This is a genomic window from Brenneria sp. L4-2C (assembly GCF_040240335.1).
Classification (GTDB): Bacteria; Pseudomonadota; Gammaproteobacteria; order Enterobacterales; family Enterobacteriaceae; genus Brenneria.
In genome coordinates this window covers 340,526-359,986 of sequence record NZ_JBEIAC010000003.1, presented here as the reverse complement: position 1 = coordinate 359,986, position 19,461 = coordinate 340,526, and the positions used below count along the sequence as shown (strand labels likewise).

At 56.7% G+C, this 19,461-nt stretch carries 11 protein-coding genes and 2 tRNA genes; 8 read left to right on the top strand and 5 right to left on the bottom strand.

The features are described from left to right. The first annotated feature begins 41 nt into the window (after positions 1-41). The 3 genes from ptrA to recD are packed head-to-tail and all read left to right on the top strand — an operon-like array spanning position 42 to position 8,393. A complete protein-coding gene (gene ptrA, locus ABRZ26_RS07710) occupies positions 42-2,999 on the top strand; it encodes a pitrilysin (RefSeq protein WP_319603707.1) in 2,958 nt (985 codons plus the stop codon). Further along, positions 2,996-6,544: an exodeoxyribonuclease V subunit beta gene (gene recB / locus ABRZ26_RS07705; protein WP_319603659.1), complete on the top strand. Its 3,549-nt coding sequence runs from the start codon at positions 2,996-2,998 to the stop codon at positions 6,542-6,544. Before ptrA ends, recB begins: the two co-directional genes overlap by 4 nt. Next, entirely contained in the window at positions 6,537-8,393 is a 1,857-nt protein-coding gene (gene recD, locus ABRZ26_RS07700) for an exodeoxyribonuclease V subunit alpha (RefSeq protein ID WP_319603658.1), read from the top strand. Before recB ends, recD begins: the two co-directional genes overlap by 8 nt. Before the next feature lie 102 nt (positions 8,394-8,495). Here the strand turns inward: recD and argA are convergent, their stop codons facing one another. Beyond that, positions 8,496-9,821 carry an amino-acid N-acetyltransferase gene (argA, locus tag ABRZ26_RS07695; protein WP_319603657.1) on the bottom strand — a complete coding sequence of 442 codons (1,326 nt, stop codon included), beginning with the start codon at positions 9,819-9,821 and terminating at the stop codon, positions 8,496-8,498. A gap of 237 nt (positions 9,822-10,058) precedes the next feature. Between argA and amiC the strand changes: the two genes are divergently transcribed. Continuing rightward, positions 10,059-11,300, top strand: a complete 1,242-nt coding sequence (gene amiC / locus ABRZ26_RS07690) for an N-acetylmuramoyl-L-alanine amidase AmiC (protein ID WP_319603656.1) — start codon at positions 10,059-10,061, stop codon at positions 11,298-11,300. A gap of 250 nt (positions 11,301-11,550) precedes the next feature. Here amiC and ABRZ26_RS07685 read toward each other — a convergent pair. After that, a tRNA-Met gene (locus ABRZ26_RS07685) sits at positions 11,551-11,627 on the bottom strand. A 53-nt stretch (positions 11,628-11,680) separates the two neighbouring features. After that, positions 11,681-11,757, bottom strand: a tRNA-Met gene (locus ABRZ26_RS07680). Positions 11,758-12,109: 352 nt separating this feature from the next. Between ABRZ26_RS07680 and mltA the strand changes: the two genes are divergently transcribed. The 3 genes from mltA to tcdA all read left to right on the top strand — a co-directional run bounded on the left by mltA (position 12,110) and on the right by tcdA (position 17,162). Further along, entirely contained in the window at positions 12,110-13,282 is a 1,173-nt protein-coding gene (gene mltA / locus ABRZ26_RS07675) for a murein transglycosylase A (protein WP_319603706.1), read from the top strand. Positions 13,283-13,758: 476 nt separating this feature from the next. Beyond that, entirely contained in the window at positions 13,759-16,017 is a 2,259-nt protein-coding gene (locus ABRZ26_RS07670) for a molybdopterin guanine dinucleotide-containing S/N-oxide reductase (protein ID WP_319603655.1), read from the top strand. Positions 16,018-16,331: 314 nt separating this feature from the next. Further along, positions 16,332-17,162 (top strand): tRNA cyclic N6-threonylcarbamoyladenosine(37) synthase TcdA, encoded by an 831-nt coding sequence (gene tcdA / locus ABRZ26_RS07665; protein ID WP_319603654.1) that lies wholly within the window; start codon positions 16,332-16,334, stop codon positions 17,160-17,162. A gap of 37 nt (positions 17,163-17,199) precedes the next feature. Here tcdA and csdE read toward each other — a convergent pair whose 3' ends face one another. Together csdE and csdA are read right to left on the bottom strand one after the other, a co-directional pair. After that, positions 17,200-17,646, bottom strand: a complete 447-nt coding sequence (gene csdE, locus ABRZ26_RS07660; protein ID WP_319603653.1) for a cysteine desulfurase sulfur acceptor subunit CsdE — start codon at positions 17,644-17,646, stop codon at positions 17,200-17,202. 11 nt (positions 17,647-17,657) lie between these two features. Beyond that, positions 17,658-18,863, bottom strand: a complete 1,206-nt coding sequence (gene csdA / locus ABRZ26_RS07655; protein WP_319603652.1) for a cysteine desulfurase CsdA — start codon at positions 18,861-18,863, stop codon at positions 17,658-17,660. A 183-nt stretch (positions 18,864-19,046) separates the two neighbouring features. On the opposite strand from csdA, the gene ABRZ26_RS07650 reads away from it, so the two are divergent. After that, entirely contained in the window at positions 19,047-19,268 is a 222-nt protein-coding gene (locus tag ABRZ26_RS07650) for a YgdI/YgdR family lipoprotein (RefSeq protein ID WP_319603651.1), read from the top strand. Positions 19,269-19,461 lie beyond the last annotated feature (193 nt).

The window sequence follows — 19,461 nt, the reverse complement described above, 5'->3', positions numbered from 1 at the left end:
GGTGATATTGAGTGAGTGACGTGAAGGCTATGGAGAATTACATGCGCAAGCAGTTTGTCTGGATTACCGGATTGTTTTTTTTATTCACTTTCTGGCTGCCGTTAAGTTGGGCCGAGAGCGGTTGGCAGCCTCTGGCTCAAACCATTCGTAAGAGTGAGAAAGATCCTCGTCAGTATCAGGCGATAAAGCTGGACAACGGGATGACCGTCCTGTTGGTTTCCGATCCGCAGGCGACCAAGTCGCTGGCGTCGCTGGCGTTGCCGGTCGGTTCGCTGGAGGATCCGGATAGCCAGTTGGGGCTGGCGCATTATCTTGAACATATGGTTTTGATGGGTTCCAAACGCTATCCGCAGCCGGAAGCCCTGGCCGAATTCCTGAAAAAACACGGCGGCAGCCACAACGCCAGTACGGCTTCCTACCGCACGGCGTTTTATCTGGAAGTGGAAAACGATGCGCTGCAACCGGCGGTCGATCGTCTGGCCGATGCGATTGCCGAACCCCTGCTCGACCCGGCCAACGCCGATCGCGAACGGCATGCGGTGAATGCGGAATTGACGATGGCGCGTTCCAGCGACGGTCATCGGATGGCGCAGATCGGCGCGGAGACGCTGAATCCCGCGCATCCCAGCTCGCGTTTTTCCGGCGGCAACCTGGAAACCCTGAGCGATAAGCCCGGCAGCAAGCTGCACGACGAGCTGGTGAAGTTTTATCAGCGCTATTACTCGGCCAATCTGATGAAAGGCGTGATTTACAGTAATCAGCCGTTGCCGTCGCTGGCGAAACTGGCGGCGCAAACCTTTGGCCGCATCGCCAATCATGATGCCGAAGTCGCGCCGATCGCCGTCCCGGCGACCACGCAACAACAGCGCGGCATCATGATCCACTATGTTCCGGCGCAGCCGCGCAAACAGTTGCGCATTGAGTTCCGCGTCGATAACAACAGTCAGGCGTTCCGCAGTAAAACGGATACCTATATCAGTTATCTGATCGGTAACCGCAGCCAGAACACCTTATCCGACTGGCTACAGAAGGAAGGGTTGGTCGAGTCCATCGGCGCCGGCGCGGATCCGGTTATCGATCGCAACGGCGGCGTGTTTTCGATTTCCGCCTCCCTGACGGACAAAGGCCTGGCGCGGCGCGACGAAGTGATCGCGGCAATATTCAATTATCTGCAACAGATACGCCGCGAGGGTATTCAGCCGCGCTATTTTGATGAGATCGCGCGCGTGTTGGATCTGGATTTTCGCTATCCCTCCATTAGCCGCGACATGGATTATATTGAATGGCTGGTGGATACCATGCTGCGGGTGCCGGTAGAGCATACGCTGGACGCCATGTATCTGGCCGATCGATACGATGCGGCGGCGATAGCCGAGCGGCTGGATTACATGACGCCGCAGAATGCCCGTATTTGGTTAATCAGCCCGAATGAACCGCACAATAAAGTCGCTTATTTTGTCGATGCGCCTTATCAAGTCGACAGCATCCCTGCGGAGACTTTTGCCCGGTGGCGACATCTGGGGCAGAAGATTTCACTGACGTTGCCCGCAATAAATCCTTATATCCCCGATGATTTTTCCCTGATCAAGGCGGATACCCGCATCACGTCTCCGAAAATGTTGCTGCAACAGCCGGGCTTACGCGTGTTGTATATGCCCAGCCGCTATTTTGCCGAGGAACCCAGGGCGGAAATCACCGTGCTTTTGCGCAACAGCGCGGCCCGAAGCACCGCCCGCAACCAGGTCTTGTTCGCGCTCAATGACTATCTGGCCGGCCTGGCGTTGGATGAACTGAGCTATCAGGCGTCAATCGGCGGCATCAGTTTCTCAACCAATAGCCATGACGGTTTGGCGATCAACGCCAATGGCTACACGCAGCGGCTGCCTCAACTGTTGCTGGCGCTGGTGGATGGCTATGCCTCTTTTTCACCGACGGAAGATCAGTTGCAACAGGCGAAATCCTGGTATCTGCAACAGTTGGATTCGGTAGAAAAAGCGAAAGCGTTTGAACAGGCCATTCAGCCGATACAGGCGCTGTCGCAGGTGCCTTACACGGAACGCGCCGAACGTCGCCGTCTGCTAAAAGATATCCGTTTGCAAGACGTTATTGATTATCGAAATTTATTGCTGCAAAAAGCCACGCCGGAAATACTGGTGGTGGGTAATTTACTGCCGGAAAAAGTGATTGAACTGGCGCAAACCTTAAAAGCCCGCTTGCAGTGCGACGGGGACGATTTTTGGCGCAGCGACGAGGTAAACGTCAGTCAGCCGCAGCGGGCCGACTTGCAAAAACCGGGGAGCAGCACCGACTCTGCGCTGGCGGCGGTCTATATTCCGACCGGATATGGCGAAGCGCAAAGCATGGCCTACAGCTCAATGCTGGGGCAGATTATTCAGCCCTGGTTCTATAACCAACTGAGAACCGAAGAGCAACTCGGCTATGCGGTGTTTGCTTTCCCGATGTCCGTCGGACGGCAATGGGGGATTGGCTTCCTGTTGCAAAGCAACAGCAAACAGCCGGCTTATTTGTACCAGCGTTATCAGGATTTCTATCAGAAAGCAGAGAAACGACTGCGCGCGATGAGCGCGGAAGAGTTCGCCCAGTACAAGCAAGGCATGATTAATGAGCTGAATCAGCGTCCGCAAACGCTAAATGAGGAAGTCAGCCGTTTGCGCAACGACCTGAACCGGGAGAACTTCGCGTTTGATACGCGCGAGAAGATCATCGCCGAAACCAAAGCGTTAACGGTGGAGCAACTGGCCGATTTCTTCCATCAGGCGTTGAAACCTGAAGGGTTGGCGGTGTTATCGCAAATCTCCGGTAGCCGCCACGGCAAGGCGGAATATGCCGCGCCGCAGGGGTGGCGAACTTATCCTGATGCGTCTTCGCTGCAAAAAACGCTGCCGTTGCAAAAAGCGCCGTCGATGGCCGCCGCCACGTCCACCGGCGGCTCTTCCCTGAATAGCGCGAATTCAGCCAGTATGGGTGGAGAAAAATGAAGCCTGCCGCGCCGCAATCGCTAAACGTCCTGACGTTGCCGCTGCTTGGCGAGCGGCTGATTGAGGCGTCGGCCGGAACCGGGAAAACCTACACGCTGGCCGCGCTCTATTTACGACTGCTGCTGGGGTTGGGGGGCGAGTCGGCTTATCCCCGGTCGTTGCTGGTCGAGGAAATTCTGGTGGTCACCTTCACCGAGGCCGCCACCGAAGAATTGCGGGAACGTATCCGTGAAAAGATCCATTCTCTGCGTATCGCCTGTATTCGCGGGGAAAGTCAGGATCCGTTGCTGAGCACGCTGCTGGTTGAAATCGCGGATCTCGCCGATGCGGCGGATGTGTTGCTGGCCGCTGAACGGCAAATGGACGAGGCCGCGATCTACACCATTCATGGTTTTTGTCAGCGCATGTTAAGCACCAACGCCTTTGAGTCCGGCGTTTTGTTTGAACAGGCGCTGATCGAAGATGAACAGCCGTTGCGGCGTCAGGCCTGCGCCGATTTCTGGCGTCGTTATTGCTACCCCTTGCCGGTGGATGTGGCGCGCGTCGTCGGGCAGGCGTGGAGCGGGCCGGAATCTTTGCTGGCCGACCTACTGCCTTATCTGCACGGTGAAACGCCGGTGTTGCGCACGACGCCGCAGGATGATGAAACCCTGCTGAGCCGCCATGAGAAAATCGTCGCGACGATTGATGCGTTTAAGCGGCAGTGGCTGGCCGCTTCGGCGGATTTGGCGGCGCTGATTAACGATTCCGGCGTGGACAAGCGTAGCTACAGCAGTAAGCATCTGCCTAACTGGCTGCAAAAAGTCACGCTGTGGGCGCAGCAACCCACGCAGGATTATCAGTTGCCTAAAGAGCTGGAAAGATTTAGCCAGCAGACGCTGATCGAAAAAACCAAAAAGGGGGAGGCGCCGCTACACCCGGTGTTTGCGGCGACCGATAGGTTGCTCAACGCCTCTCTTTCCCTGCGCGATCTGGTGATTGTGCGGGCGCTGAGCGAAATTCGCCGTTCGGTGCGCGAGGAAAAGCGCCAGCGGGCGGAGATGGGGTTTGATGATTTGCTGAGCCGGTTGGATGAAGCGTTGCGGCAGCCGGGGGGAGAACTATTGGCCGGCGCCATTCGGGAACGTTATCCGGTGGCGATGATCGACGAGTTTCAGGATACCGATCCTCAGCAGTACCGGATTTTCCGCACGCTATACGTTGGGCAGCCGCAATGCGGTCTGCTGCTGATCGGCGATCCGAAGCAGGCGATCTACGCATTTCGCGGCGCCGATATTTTCACCTATATGCGCGCGCGCGCCGAGGTGAGCGCCCATTATACGCTGGATACCAACTGGCGCTCATCACACCAGATGGTGCATGGGGTTAACCGTTTATTTCAGCGTCTTGAGAGCCCGTTTATCTTTAAGGATATTCCTTTTCTTGCCGTTTCCCCGGCGGAGCCGAAACGCGATCTGGCTTTTAAGATCGCGGGGGAAGCCCAGCCCGCGCTGCAACTCTGGCTGACGGGCGACGACGCTATCGGCGTGGGCGACTATCAGCAACTCATGGCCCGGCAATGCGCCGCGCAAATCAGGGACTGGCTGGCGGCCAGTCAGCGCGGCGAGGCCTGGCTGGAAGATGGAAAGACGCGGCGTCTGGTGCAGGCGTCGGATATGAGCATTCTGGTGCGCAGCCGTCATGAAGCCGCGCTGATCCGCGACGCGCTCGGCAGTTTGTCGATCCCGTCGGTTTATCTTTCCAACCGCGACAGCGTTTTCACCACGCCGGAGGCCCGCGACATCCTGTGGCTGCTACAGGCGGTGCTGACGCCGGAGCAGGAAAGAACGTTGCGCAGCGCCATGGCGACCGCCCTGATGGGATTGGATGCGCCGGCGCTGGATGCGTTAAGCCGCAGCGAAGCCGTATGGGATGCGCTGGTTGATGAGTTCGTCGGCTACCGGACGCTTTGGCAACAGCGCGGGGTGCTCCCGATGTTGCGCGCGTTGATGAGCCGCCGCCAACTGGCGGAGAATCTGCTGGCCAGCGCCGACGGCGAGCGCCGTTTGACGGATATTCTGCATATCGGCGAATTATTGCAGGACGCGTCCTCGGCGCTGGATAGCGAGCACGCGCTGGTGCGCTGGCTGTCGCAACAGATCACGCAGCCAAACCCGCAGGCGGATAATCAGCAGCTTCGTCTGGAAAGCGACCGCCATTTGGTACAGATCGTCACTATCCATAAATCCAAAGGGTTGGAGTATCCGCTGGTTTGGCTGCCGTTCATCAGTAATTTCCGCGAGCAGACGCAGGGCATTTATCACGACAGAAGCACCTATCAGGCCTTACTGGATCTGGATAACAGCGACGAGAGCCAAACGCTGGCGGAGGAAGAGCGTCTGGCGGAAGATCTGCGTTTGCTGTATGTGGCGCTGACCCGTTCCATCTATCACTGTAGCGTCGGCGTGGCGCCGCTACAGCGCTCGCGCAAGAAAGCGGCAAATAGCGATATGCATCAGAGCGCGCTGGGATATTTGCTCCAGCGCGGAGAGGCCGCGGATGCGGCGACGTTGATCGCCGAGCTGGAAGAGATGACCGGCGATGGCGTGGTATTAACGCCGGTACGGCCCGGCGATACGCTTGCCTGGCGGCCCAATGAGCCGGATAAAGCCGAATTGCTGGCGCGCCGCAGCGAACGAACGCTGCGCGATGGCTGGCGGGTGACCAGCTATTCCGGGTTGCAGCAACACGGCTCTTCCGCCGTTCAGGAGCTGATACCGCGTCTGGATATCGAGGCGATGGGCGAGCGTCAGGAAGCACCGGAAACGCAGTTTACGCCGCATACTTTCCCGCGCGGCGCAACTCCCGGCACATTTTTACATAGCCTGTTCGAGACGCTGGATTTCACCCGGCCGGTCGATGAAAGCTGGCTGGCCGAACAGCTGCGCGCGCAAGGACTGGAAGATATCTGGCTGCCGGCGCTGCGGCAGTGGATGAATGCGGTGCTGACCACGCCGCTTAACGAGGATGGAATAACCCTATCCGCGCTGGACTCCCGACATAAGCAGGCGGAACTCCAGTTTTATCTGCCGATCCAGGCGCCGATGCAGGCGGCTCAGCTCGATCGGCTGGCGAAACGCTATGATCCTTTGTCGGCCCAGTGTCCGCCGTTATCATTTCAACAGGTCAAAGGTATGTTGAAAGGGTTTATCGATCTGGTATTCTGCCGGGCAGGGCGCTATTACCTGCTGGACTACAAATCCAACTGGCTGGGCGCCGATGCCGGCGCCTACACGCAATCCGCCATGACGCAAGCCATGGCGGAGCATCGTTACGATTTGCAGTATCAGCTTTATAGTCTGGCGCTGCACCGCTATTTGCGCCATCGCATTGCCGATTATGAATATGAACGCCATTTCGGCGGCGTATTTTATCTGTTTCTACGCGGCGTGGATGAAAACGCGCCCGGCAACGGGGTGTTTTATTTCCGGCCGCCGGCGGCCTTTATCACCGGATTGGATCGGTTGTTCGCCGGCGAGCCGATACAGGATGCCAGCCATGATTGAGCTACTCGAAACGGCGTTGCAGCGCCGGCTTTTGCGCCCGCTGGATATTCAGTTCGCCAGAATGTTGGCGGAGGACGGCAATCCTCAATTGCTGCTGGCCGCGGCTTGTTTAAGCGCGCAGTCCGGCGCCGGGCATGTTTGTTTGCCGCTGGAAGCTTTACAGCCTGCGCGGTTGTTCGACGGCCGCGATCGCGAATTGGCGCAGTTGGTATGGGAGGCGGCCGGCAGCCTGGGCGTCGCCGGTTGGCGACGGAGTTTGCTGGCTTCCCCGGCGGTCGGCGCCGGCGATAGTCCGACGCCGCTGATATTGCAGCAGCATAACCTCTATTTGCAGCGCAGCTGGCAGAGCGAAGGGCGGACGGCACGCTTTATCGCCTGTGAATATCAGGCAAGCCCGGTCGACGAGCAGCGTATTCGCGCGGTGCTCGATGACCTGTTTCCGCCGGTCGACGGCGAAATTGACTGGCAGAAGATCGCCGCCGCCGTCGCGCTGACCCGGCGTATCGCCATTATTTCCGGCGGGCCGGGAACCGGGAAAACCACCACGGTCGCCAGACTACTGGCCGCGTTGATTCAGCTTAACGCGGGGAAGGCGTTACGTATCCAACTGGCCGCGCCGACCGGGAAAGCGGCCGCGCGCTTGACGGAGTCGCTGGGGACGGCGTTAAGCCGCCTCGCGCTGAGCCAGGCGCATCGCGACTGTTTTCCCCACGAGGCGACCACGCTGCACCGCTTGCTGGGCGCGGTACCCGACAGCCAGCGCTTGCGCCATCATCAGGGGAATCCGCTGCACCTTGACGTACTGGTGGTGGATGAGGCGTCGATGGTCGACCTGCCGATGATGGCGAACCTGATCGCCGCGCTGCCCGAGCAGGCTAAGGTTATCTTTCTGGGCGATCGCGATCAGTTGGCTTCGGTAGAGGCGGGGGCGGTGCTGGGGGATATCTGCCGCTTTGCCGAGTCGGGCTACAGTCGGACAAGAGCGCAACAGCTACAGCGGCTGACGGGCTGTCGACTTGACGATGACGGGCATGAAAATCTCACCGTCGGCGACAGCATTTGTTTGCTGCGCAAGAGCTACCGTTTTGACCAACATTCCGGCATCGGGCAATTGGCGCTGGCGGTGAATAATGGCGACGATAGACGGGTGCTGGCGGTATTGAACGGCGCATTTACGGATATCACCTGTGACCCGCTGGCGGCGACGGAGGATTACCAGCAGATGATGGCGCAGTGCGTCGCCGGCTACCGGCATTATTTACGGCTGATTGCCGCCGACGCCGCGCCGGAAGCGGTTCTGCTGGCTTTCCAGCGTTATCGCCAGTTGTGCGCGCTGCGTGAAGGGCCGTTCGGCGTGTCGGGACTCAACCAACGCATTGAGCAGGCGTTGCATAAAGCCGGCCTGATCCAGCGCAGCCGTAACCCGCTTAATCGCTGGTATATCGGCCGGCCGGTGATGATCGAGCGTAATGACGCGCTGCTGGGATTATTTAACGGCGATATTGGCATTGCCATGATGAATGAACAGGGAGAACTGCGGGTTTATTTCCAACTGCCTGATGGTAAAACCAAGGCGGTGGCGCCGAGCCGGTTGCCTCCGCATGATACCGCCTACGCCATGACGGTTCATAAATCGCAAGGGTCGGAATTCGAGCATACCGCGCTGGTATTGCCGAACCAATATCTGCCGGTATTAACGCGGGAACTGGTTTATACCGCCATCACCCGCGCCCGTCGGCGTTTGTCGCTGTATGCGGATACGAAAATTCTGTGCCGGGCGGTGAAAACGCCGACGCAGCGGCATAGCGGGCTGGTAGAGCGCATCATGGCGCTGACGTCGCCAAAATAAAAGCGATAGTCCGGCGTAAAAACATGGCGTGCGCGAGGGGAATGGCGTGCGACCTCGACCCCGTAGCAGCATGACGACTGTTACGGGGCCGGGTGATGGACATCAGAGATCCAGCACCAGAATTTTAGAACGGCGCTGGTAGTTATACAGTTCCTGTTTTTTTCTCGGCAGCATTTTTACTTCAGCCAGCAAAAATCCGCGCTCCTGGAACCAGTGAATACTGTGAGTGGTGAGGACAAAAAGCTTTTTCAGCCCTTGCAGACGCGCTTGCGCGGCGATGCGCTGTAGCAACATATCGCCGCGTGAAGAGCTGCGATAGTCAGGGTGTACCGCTACGCAGGCCATTTCACCGATGCTCTCTTCCGGGAACGGGTAGAGCGCGGCGCAGGCAATGGTCAGGTTATCGCGTACGACGACGGTGAACTTATCGATCTCCATTTCCAACTGTTCGCGTGAACGTCTGACCAGAATGCCTTGTTGTTCCAGCGGACGAATCAGCTCCAGAATGCCGCCGATGTCGTTAATCGTGGCCCGACGTACCTGTTCGGCGCTTTCCATCACGATCTGCGTGCCGATGCCGTCGCGGGAGAACAGCTCTTGCAGCAAGGCGCCATCGACCTGATAGCTGATCAGATGGCTGCGACGTACGCCGCTGCGGCAGGCCTTGACCGCGCCGCGCAGGAACCTGACGGTGCCGGACTGGTAATCGCCTTCCTTCTCCAGGGCTTCGATACGCTGCTGCGCTTCATCCGGGAATAGCTCGGAAACAATCTTGCCTTCTTCATTGGTCACGCCTTGCGAAGAGCAGAAGCCGATCATTTTTTCCGCTTTCAGTTTGATCGCCAACTGGGTGGCGACTTCCTCGGAAGTCAGATTAAAACTCTCCCCGGTGACGGAAACCGCTACCGGTCCGAGCAGGACAATCGCGTCATTGTCCAGCTGGCGGTGCAGGGCATCTTCATCAATACGGCGAATACGCCCGCTGTGGCAGTAGTCGACGCCATCATCCACGCCGAGCGGCTGAGCGATGATAAAGTTTCCGCTGACGACGTTAATGTGCGCGCCTTGCAACGGCGTGTTATTCAGGCTCATGGACAGGCGGGCGGTAATGTCCAGTTGCAACATCCCGGCGGCCTGTTTAACCAGTTCCAACGTCGTACTGTCCGTGATGCGGATATTTTTATGATAAAGCGGCTCGTAGTGGTGCGTTGTCAGATTGCTGTCGATCTGAGGACGGGCGCCATAAACCACCACCAGCTTGATTCCCAGGCTGTGTAGTAGTCCGATATCGTTGATAATATTGGTAAAGTTTTCATGTTCGATGGCTTCACCACCCAGCATGATGACAAAGGTTTTGCCACGGTGGGTATTGATATAGGGAACCGTGTGGCGAAAGCCCTCGACCAGTTCTGTACTACGCTCCTTCACTGCGACTCCTAATTGAATTTTTATTCGTAATTTTTGTATTTTTATTCTTTGTGAGATAAAAGGCAAGGGGTAAGTCATGCGCAAATTTCATGTCGTCGTCATTTGCGAGACACCGGGGACAATGCGGGAAAATTATTTTTGCATGACACCAGAGTAGAGATTAGTTAAAGTTTTCGGCAATTTCACTATTTATGCTTTCCGCATTTGGCCCTGGCACTGTAATCAGACTGGAGTTGCATGTCTCATTCGAATCACAATCTGACTCGGCGGCGCCTGCTGCAAAGCGCCGCGGCAACCTGGCTATTAAGTGTGAGCGGCGTCGGCATGGCCGCTGTCGCGCAGGTGATTGCCGTGCGCGTTTGGCCTTCGTCTTCCTATACCCGGGTAACGCTGGAATCCAGTCAGCCGCTTAAATATAAGCAGTTCACGCTCGGCAATCCGGACCGGATTGTGGTGGATATTGAAAATATTCATCTTAATAGCGTCCTGAAGACGATTTCCAGCCAGTTTCACGAAAACGATCCGTTGGTTAAGAACGCCAGAATCGGTCAGTTTGATAAAAATACCGTGCGGTTGGTGCTGGAGTTAAAACAAGGCGTTGATGCCAAAATTTTTACGCTGAGTCCGGTCGCCGGGTTCAGGCATCGTCTGGTGATGGATCTTTACCCGCTGCCGGGGCGCTATGACAACGAAGAAGATCCGCTGCTGGCGCTGTTGGAAGATTACAACAAGGGCGATCTGGAGCGGACGTTGCCGGCAGAGGCGCCGCAGGCAGGGAAGGCCGGGCGCGATCGCCCGCTGGTCATTATGCTGGATCCCGGCCACGGCGGCGAGGATCCCGGCGCCATCGGCAAAAATAAAACCCGCGAAAAAGATATCGTGCTGCAAATTGCCCGTCGTTTACGTACCTTGATCGAGCGCGAACCGAATATGAAAGCGTATATGACGCGCAATGAAGACGTGTTTATTCCATTACGCGTGCGGGTCGCCAAAGCGCGTAAGCAGCGAGCCGACCTGTTTATCTCCATTCATGCGGATGCGTTTACCAACCGCGCCGCGCGGGGGTCGTCGGTATTTGCGCTGTCTAAGAAAGGGGCGACCAGCACCGCCGCGAGATTTCTGGCGCAGACGCAGAACGAATCGGACTTAATCGGCGGGGTGAGCATGAGCGGCGATCGTTATCTGGACCACACCATGTTTGACCTGGTTCAGACCCTGACCATCAATGATAGCCTGAAGTTCGGTAAGGAAATATTAACCCGCCTGGGCAAGGTGAACCGGCTGCATAAAAATAGCGTCGACCAGGCTGGGTTTGCCGTGCTCAAAGCGCCGGATATTCCATCCGTTCTGGTGGAAACGGCATTTATCAGTAATCTGGAAGAAGAACGCAAATTGCGCACCAGCCAGTTTCAACAACAGATAGCCCAATCGATTCTGGATGGGATCAAAGCCTATTTCGCCAGTCAGACAAGGCGCTAGCGTGATATCGACTACGGGGGATGTCGCCGAACGCGATGCGGTATAAATGACGCATGCGCCAGTGGAAGCGTCAGAAAGGCAAAAGTTTCAGACTGTTGACAAACCTATCCATGCTCACCGCTCGACGCGCTTTGTCATCAACCTCAGGTTTCCGGGCGAGTTTTTTGACGTCGCGTCAGCGACGGCCCGCGAGGCGATCGCCAGGCAAAAAAAAACACCCGTTAAGGGTGCTTAGTTTTCGATAATCAATTGGTTGCGGGGGCCAGATTTGAACTGACGACCTTCGGGTTATGAGCCCGACGAGCTACCGGGCTGCTCCACCCCGCGTCCGTCTTGATCTCGTACTTCTTTCTTCTTTTTGATGGCCTATTCACATCAATTGGTTGCGGGGGCCGGATTTGAACCGACGACCTTCGGGTTATGAGCCCGACGAGCTACCAGGCTGCTCCACCCCGCGTCCGTGGATGCGCACTATACTCTCCATGAGCTTCCATGCAACCCCTTTTTGCAAAAAATATGAGATAAACCGAGTGGTTGCTGAATTTACCGCCGGATGGGGCGTTTTTTAAACATGCCGGCCGGTTTTTTGCCGGCGGGCGCCACTGCCTGCCTTCCCGTGAGCCGCCGCTGGGTGGCGTTAAAAAATGCGGCCGGCGCCTTCAGCCCGTCGATAAACCAGGCTAGCCATTTTCACCGCCTGACGTCCCCGTTCCTGCTATCCTTTTTTATCGGACGTCGTTTCTTTCTCTATAGGTGTTTGTTATCGTTCGGCGGTGGATCCGTCGATGTCAAAAGAGAGTGCAAAAAAGATGAGAGGATGTTGGGGAAAATATTTGCTGACCGGCGTGGTGATTGCCATTCTTGCCGGATGTCAGTCCAGACCCACCGATCGTGGACAGCAGTATAAAGATGGACACCTCAATCAGCCTTTGGAACTGGTGAATGAGCCGAATGCAACCGGCAAACCCGTCAATGCCAGAGACTTTGCCGATCAGGTTACTGAAATCAGGAATGCCTCGCCCAATCTGTATACCAGCAACAATAGTACCTTTCAGGCGATACAGAACTGGATGCTGTCGGGCGCCGATACCCGCGAGCTGGGCAAGTTTGGCCTGAGCGCCTGGCAAATGGAAGGCGTGGACAACTTCGGCAACGTGCAGTTCACCGGCTACTATACGCCGGTTCTGCAAGCCCGCTATACCCGTCAGGGGGAATTTCGCTACCCGCTGTATGCCATGCCGGCCCGTGGCAAGAAAAATCGTCGGCTGCCGGATCGGGCATCCATTTACGCCGGCGCGCTGAACGATGATTTAGTCCTCGCCTGGACTAATTCGCTGGTGGATAACTTCATGATGGAAGTACAGGGCAGCGCCTATATTGATTTCGGCGATGGCCGCCCGCTGACGTTTTACGGTTATGCCGGTAAAAATGGCCACGCCTATCGCAGTATCGGCAAAGTGCTGATCGACCGCGGCGAAGTGGCGCGTGAAGATATGTCCATGCAGGCTATTCGTCAATGGGCCGAACAGCACTCGGAATATGAGGTTCGCGAACTGCTGGAACAAAATCCGTCCTTTGTATTTTTCAAACCGATGATGACCTCGCCGGTGAAAGGGGCGAGTGCGGTGCCGTTGGTCGCCAAGGCGTCCGTAGCTTCCGACCGTTCGCTGATCCCGGCCGGAACGGCGCTGCTGGCCGAGGTTCCCTTATTGGATAATGACGGGAAGTTCACCGGCAAGTATGAAATGCGTCTGATGGTGGCGTTGGATGTCGGCGGCGCAATTAAAGGGCAGCACTTCGATATTTATCAGGGCATCGGTCATGAGGCCGGCCATGCGGCGGGTTTCTATAACCATTATGGCCGCGTATGGGTCTTGAAAAATAACCAAAGTAATGGAACCTTGTTCAGCGCTTCTCAGGCAGGCCCGTTAACCAGCAGCAATAGTTCGGGATCGCTATTGGTCGGCAATTCGCAGAATTAACATATCTTTTCTGACCCGCGGCGGGAAAATTGCTCTGCGGGTCAGCGCCGTTTCTTTTTTTTATCGCTTGGCGAAAATAGACTTTCCGCCGCGCCGTTATTTCGTCCGGCGCAACCGACTCGTTTTCATCACCCTGTATGTTATATCAAATCAAAAATAACCTGCTATTTGCAGGGATATTTTTTTGCCCGGCGAACGAATATATCAGGAGATGCTATTTACGCGCCGTATAAGGCTTCAGACCGCAGGCGCGCTGGCCTTGCGCGCTTACTGACGTAAGCCGCGTTGCCGCGACGCGCATTCTTTTATCTATTTCATTATGTTTATTATGGTTATTTGCGTCGGTCATTAATTTATTGCCGATAATTAACTTTTGTTAGCTGATTTATGACTGTTTATATAAAACTATTCACTGTTTCCCTGATTGGGTATAGTTCAGGCTATTATATATCCTGCTCATTATTCATGAGGTCGTCATGTCGATTAAGCGTTATCCACACCTGGCTCACTGGGGAGCGTTTACCGCCGTTGTTGAAGATGGGAAATTGATTCGCTGCGAGCCATTTGCGGACGATCCCGCCCCTTCCGCCATGCTTGATTCCATTGTGCCGCTGGTCTATTCGGAACGCCGGATCCGGCGGCCCGCCGTACGCCGCTCGTGGCTGCAAAAACGTGAAAAAAGCGATGGGTCGCTGCGCGGCAAAGAGGATTTTATTGAGGTCGACTGGGATGTCGCGCTGGATCTGGTGGCGGAAGAGAACCGCCGCGTTCGCGAACGTTATGGCGCCGATGGGCTATTCGCCGGTTCTTATGGCTGGTCTTCCGCCGGGCGTTTTCATCATGCGCGTTCTCAGGTGCGCCGTTTCTACTTTGCCGGCGGCGGCGCGGTGGATCAGCAGGGTAACTACAGCTGGGGCGCGGCGCAGTTTTTTCTGCCGTATGTGATCGGCACCTTCCATCCGCTGACCGGCAAGGTGACGGAGTGGCGCAGCGTCGCCGAGCATTGCGATATTTTCCTCGCGTTTGGCGGACTGGCGCTGAAAAATGCGCAGGTGGCTTCCGGCGGCGCCGGGCATCATACGCTGAAACCGGCGCTGGAAACCCTGGTGGCGAAGGGGATCCCGGTAATTAATATCAGCCCGATGCGCGACGACTGTCCGGCATTCGTCAATGCGGAGTGGATCCCTATCCGTCCGAATACCGATGTCGCCCTGATGCTGGCGCTGGGATATGAAATTCAACGTCTGGGCGCGGATGACAAGGACTTTGTGCAACGCTACTGCGTCGGCTATGAACAACTGACGGATTATCTTAGCGGCCGCAGCGACGGCACGGCGAAAACGCCGGCCTGGGCCAGCGCTATCACCGGCATCCCGGCCGAGCGCATTGAGCGACTGGCGAAGCAGTTGATCGGCGTGCGCAGCTTTATCACCTGCTCCTACTCCGTTCAGCGCGCGCACCGCGGCGAACAGCCTTACTGGATGATGATTGCCCTGTCGTCGATGCTGGGACAGGTTGGCTTGCCGGGCGGCGGGTTCTCGTTTGGTCATGGTTCAATGAACAGCGTCGGCAATGAACGTATCGCCACGCCCGCGCCGAAGTCGCCTTCCTGCGCTAATGCCGGTCGGGCGATCCCTGTCGCGCGTATCGCCGATATGTTGCTTAATCCCGGTCAGGAATATCGCTTTCAGGGAGAAACGCATACCTATCCGGATGTGCATTTGATTCACTGGGCCGGCGGCAATCCTTTCCATCATCACCAGCAGTTGAATCGGCTGGTGGAAGGGTGGAGCAAGCCCGATACGGTGATTGTGCAGGATATCGTCTGGACGCCGGCGGCGCAGATGGCCGATATCGTGCTGCCGGTGACCACGACGCTGGAGCGCAACGATATCGGCGGTTCTTCTCGCGATCGCTTTATTTTCGCCATGCATCAGGCGATTGCGCCTCAGCATCAGGCGCGCCATGATTTTGACATTTTCAGCGAACTGGCGGAACGGCTCGGTTATTGGGGCGATTTCACGCAAAACCGCAGCGAGCGCGAGTGGCTGACCACGCTCTATGACGAGTGCCGCGCAGGGCAGAAGGAAGCCGGGCAATCCTGGCCGTCATTCGACGAATTCTGGCGACAAGGCCATGTTGAGATCCCGACAGATGACAAGCCGTTCGTGTTCTTTGAGGATTTCCGCCGCGACCCGCAGCAGCATGCGCTGCAAACGCCAAGCGGTAAAATAGAACTGTTCAGCGCCACCATCGCGGGCTATGACGCCCCCGATTTCGCCCCGCATCCCGAATGGCGGCCGCCGGTCGAATGGCTGGGCGCGCCCGCCACGCAGAGCTGGCCGCTGCACTTTATTTCCATCCAGCCGGCGGATCGGCTGCATAGCCAGCTGGCGACGACGCCGCAGGTCGAAGCCAATAAGACCGCGGGCAGGGAAACGCTTTATATGCATCCGCAGGATGCGGCGGCCCGCGCGATTGACGATCGTTCCCAGGTTGAGGTCAGAAATGAGCGAGGCCGCATTCTGGCCGGCGTTCAGATTACCGATGGCGTCATGCCCGGCGTGGTGATTATGTCTACCGGCGCCTGGTTTGAACCCGGCTTCGGGCAGAAAGCGTGGCACCTGGTCGAGCAATCCGGCAATGCGAACGTGCTGACGCTGGATATCGGGACATCTTCGCTGACGCAAGGTCCGAATGCCATGAGCTGCTTGGTCGAGGTCGTGCCGGTTTAAAGGATACGCTCTCATGCCGCGGGCTTTTCACGTTGCCGGATAGTTTGTCATTAAACGCGCGGATCCTTTATGATTGGCTCGGTTTTTTAGTCGTGCGCTGATGTTGAGCGCGAGTTTGATGAAAAAGTTCGAAACCTGGCCGTCAGCAACCTCCACCCGGCCTCCCTTGTCAAAGGGAGGCGCTAATGCATTAAAATTTCGGGTTTTCTCCCTCCCCTGCGAAGGGGAGGGGTGGGGTCGCTGATACCGGGCGTAGCGCTGATTTCAGCTATTCCCGTTAATCCCTGATTTTTCTTATGTAAAGGTTGGTTGTAATGAGTACGCAATTATCCGAAGCCTATCTACAGCGCTTCGGGGGGACCGCGCGTTTATATGGTCAGCAGGCGCTGGCGCTGTTTTCCGCGGCGCATGTCTGTGTGATTGGCATCGGCGGCGTCGGTTCATGGGCGGCGGAAGCGCTGGCCCGAACCGGCATCGGCGCGATCACCCTGATCGACATGGATGATGTGTGCGTCAGTAATACCAACCGGCAGATTCATGCGCTGCGTCAGCACACCGGACAGGCGAAAACGGAAGTGATGGCGGAACGTATTCTGGCGATTAATCCGGAATGCAAAGTCACCTGCGTGGATGATTTCATCAGTGCTGAGAACGTGGCGGAATTACTCGATCGTAATTTCAGTTACGTGATTGACGCAATAGACAGCGTGCGGCCGAAAGCCGCGCTGCTCTCATACTGCCGGCGTTACAAAATTCCGGTGGTGACGACGGGCGGCGCGGGCGGACAAATCGATCCTACGCGGATTGAAGTGGCCGATCTGGCGAAAACCATTCAGGATCCGCTGGCGGCTAAACTGCGTGAACGACTGAAACATGACTTCAACGTGGTGAAAAACAGTAAAGGGAAACTGGGGATTGATTGCGTGTTTTCCAGCGAGCCGCTGGTTTATCCGCAGCCTGACGGTTCGGTATGCGCGTCACGCAGTACGGCGGAAGGCGTAAAGCGTATGGACTGCGCCTCGGGTTTCGGCGCCGCAACCATGGTCACCGCGACGTTCGGCTTCGTCGCCGTCTCCCACGCGCTGAAAAAGATGATGGCGAAAGCCGCGCGTCAGGCGGGTGGCGAAAATCCGGCGGAGCAATAGCCGCCAGCGCGGCAACGGCGTCCTTATCGTCCGGGGATCAGACGCTCTGCGCCGCAATCGCCTGTATTCCGGCGGCCAGCGCGGCTAAGCCGCTTGAGCGCGATGCGCTGAGCTGCGCGCGCAGCCCCAGCGTATCGAACAGCGCCAGCGGATCTTCGCGCAGTAAGACGTCCGCTGTTTTGCCTTCCGCCGCGGTGAGCAACACCGCCAGCAATCCGCGCACGATCCGCCCGTCGCTGTCGCCGTAAAAGTGCAGCGTGCCGTTTTCCTGACGTTGATAACCCAGCCAGACCCGATTTTCGCAGCCGGACAGCGCAATCGCGTCGGTCTTGAACGCTTCCGGCAGGGAAGGAAGCTGTTTGGCTAATAAAATCAGTTGCCGATAACGTTCTTCCCATGAACGACAGGCCTCGAAACGAGTTTTCAGGTCATCGGCGCTTATCTGGCGGCCGAAAGGATGGGCCGTAGCTGTCATTTCAGTCATGGTGGTCTTCGTTAGTCCGTCAGTAATTCAAATGCCGTGTCAACGGCGGCAATCAGGGCGTCGATATCCTGCTCATTGTTATAAGGGGCGAACGAGGCGCGCAGCGTGCCGCTGACGCCGAGCGCGGCCATTAAGGGTTGCGCGCAGTGATGTCCGGCTCGCAGCGCGATGCCGCTTTCAGCCAGCAGCGTGACCAGATCGCTGTGGTGCAGTCCCGCAAACTCGAAAGAGAGCACGCTGGAATCAGCGCAGCGAAAGCTGCGAAAACCGGGGAATCGCGCTAACCGGCTTTCCGCCTGTCGCGCCAACTGTTGGCTGTATTGTTCCGCCGTCCGCCAGGATTGTTGCGAGAGCCACGTCAGCGCGGCGGATAAACCAATAACCCCGGCGATATGCGGCGTGCCGGCCTCAAAACGGTGAGGGATCGACTGTGGCGTAAAGCCGTCAAAGGAGACCTGTGTCATCATTTTTCCGCCGCCCTGCCACGGCACCATGCTTTCCAGCAACGCCGTTTTTCCATATAGCACGCCGAGACCGGTCGGCGCATACAGCTTATGTCCCGAGAACGCATAGAAATCGATATCCAGCGCCTGTACGTCGGGCGGACAATGCGCCATGCCCTGCGCGCCGTCGATCATCGCCACCGCGCCATATTGATGCGCGAGCCGGATCGCGGCGGCCAGATCGGGGATGCCGCCGGTAACATTCGACATCTGTCCCAGAGCCAGTATCCGCGTCCTGGCGTTCAGCAGAGCGGGAAGTTGCCGGATATCAGGCAATAAATCGGCCCCGATGGGCAGTTTCACCACGCGTGCGCCGGTTTGTTCCGCCACGATCAGCCAGGGGATCAGGTTGGCATGATGTTCCGCTTCACTGACCACGATCTCATCGCCCGGATGCAGGCGCGGACGGGCATAGCTCTGAGCGACCAGGTTAATGGCTTCCGTCGTCCCTTTGGTCCAGACGACGGCGCGCGGGTCATCAGCATGAATAAATGTCGCGACCTGTTCCCGGGCATGCTCAAAACGCCGCGTCAACCACTGCGCGGCGCGGTGCTGGCTACGATGAACCGTGCCGTTTTCCTCGCAATAAAACTGTTGAACGGCATCAATGACCGTCTGAGGCTTTAATGCGGTCGCCGCACTGTCAAGGTATACCCCTGGATGTGCAAGCGCGGGAAACTGCCGGCGGAAAGTTGTGGCGTTGAACGGTGTCATGATCATCCTCTTTTGGGCGTCAGATCCTGTCCCATTTTCATGCATGAAACAAGTTTAGGACGATACTTAGCGCGATTTTCTGGAAAAATAGCTAAATCTTACTATGCTTAAAATTGTTAATTTTTAGAATTTATTGATGTAGATGGTTAAAGATAAGGCGTTTTCATTCAATGGGAGTTAACTATGAAGAATAAAATCTCTATTTTTGCAGCTATTGTCATGGCGTTCTCTCTGGCGGCCTGTTCCAGTAATTATGTTCTGCATACTAATGATGGGCGCACTATCGTTGCCGAGGGTAAACCTAGCGTTGATGACGAAACAGGCTTGATCAGTTACACCGATGCTTATGGTCAGCATCAGCAGATCAACCGTGATAATGTGAAGGAATTGGTCGAACTGAAGTAATCGTACCGGCATCGGGATAAAAAAAGCACCGCAGCTGCGGTGCCAGAGTAAATACAGGAAGACAAGATAAAGTATAGAAAATTAAAAAAGGCAGCCTGGCTGCCTTTTTATCCATACAGACAGACAAATAAATAGCAAACACAACATCACAACCACAAGCCAAAAGCCCTTCAGGTCACCCCTCCGCACTTTT

What these genes read in the sequence shown, in the direction of transcription:
- recB (WP_319603659.1), top strand. Translation starts at nt 2,996, where the DNA reads ATGAAGCCTGCCGCGCCGCAATCGCTAAACGTCCTGACGTTGCCGCTG.
- ptrA (WP_319603707.1), top strand. Translation starts at nt 42, where the DNA reads ATGCGCAAGCAGTTTGTCTGGATTACCGGATTGTTTTTTTTATTCACT.
- tcdA (WP_319603654.1), top strand. Translation starts at nt 16,332, where the DNA reads ATGAGTACGCAATTATCCGAAGCCTATCTACAGCGCTTCGGGGGGACC.
- ABRZ26_RS07670 (WP_319603655.1), top strand. Translation starts at nt 13,759, where the DNA reads ATGTCGATTAAGCGTTATCCACACCTGGCTCACTGGGGAGCGTTTACC.
- csdA (WP_319603652.1), bottom strand. Translation starts at nt 18,863, where the DNA reads ATGACACCGTTCAACGCCACAACTTTCCGCCGGCAGTTTCCCGCGCTT.
- mltA (WP_319603706.1), top strand. Translation starts at nt 12,110, where the DNA reads ATGAGAGGATGTTGGGGAAAATATTTGCTGACCGGCGTGGTGATTGCC.
- amiC (WP_319603656.1), top strand. Translation starts at nt 10,059, where the DNA reads ATGTCTCATTCGAATCACAATCTGACTCGGCGGCGCCTGCTGCAAAGC.
- recD (WP_319603658.1), top strand. Translation starts at nt 6,537, where the DNA reads ATGATTGAGCTACTCGAAACGGCGTTGCAGCGCCGGCTTTTGCGCCCG.
- csdE (WP_319603653.1), bottom strand. Translation starts at nt 17,646, where the DNA reads ATGACTGAAATGACAGCTACGGCCCATCCTTTCGGCCGCCAGATAAGC.
- ABRZ26_RS07650 (WP_319603651.1), top strand. Translation starts at nt 19,047, where the DNA reads ATGAAGAATAAAATCTCTATTTTTGCAGCTATTGTCATGGCGTTCTCT.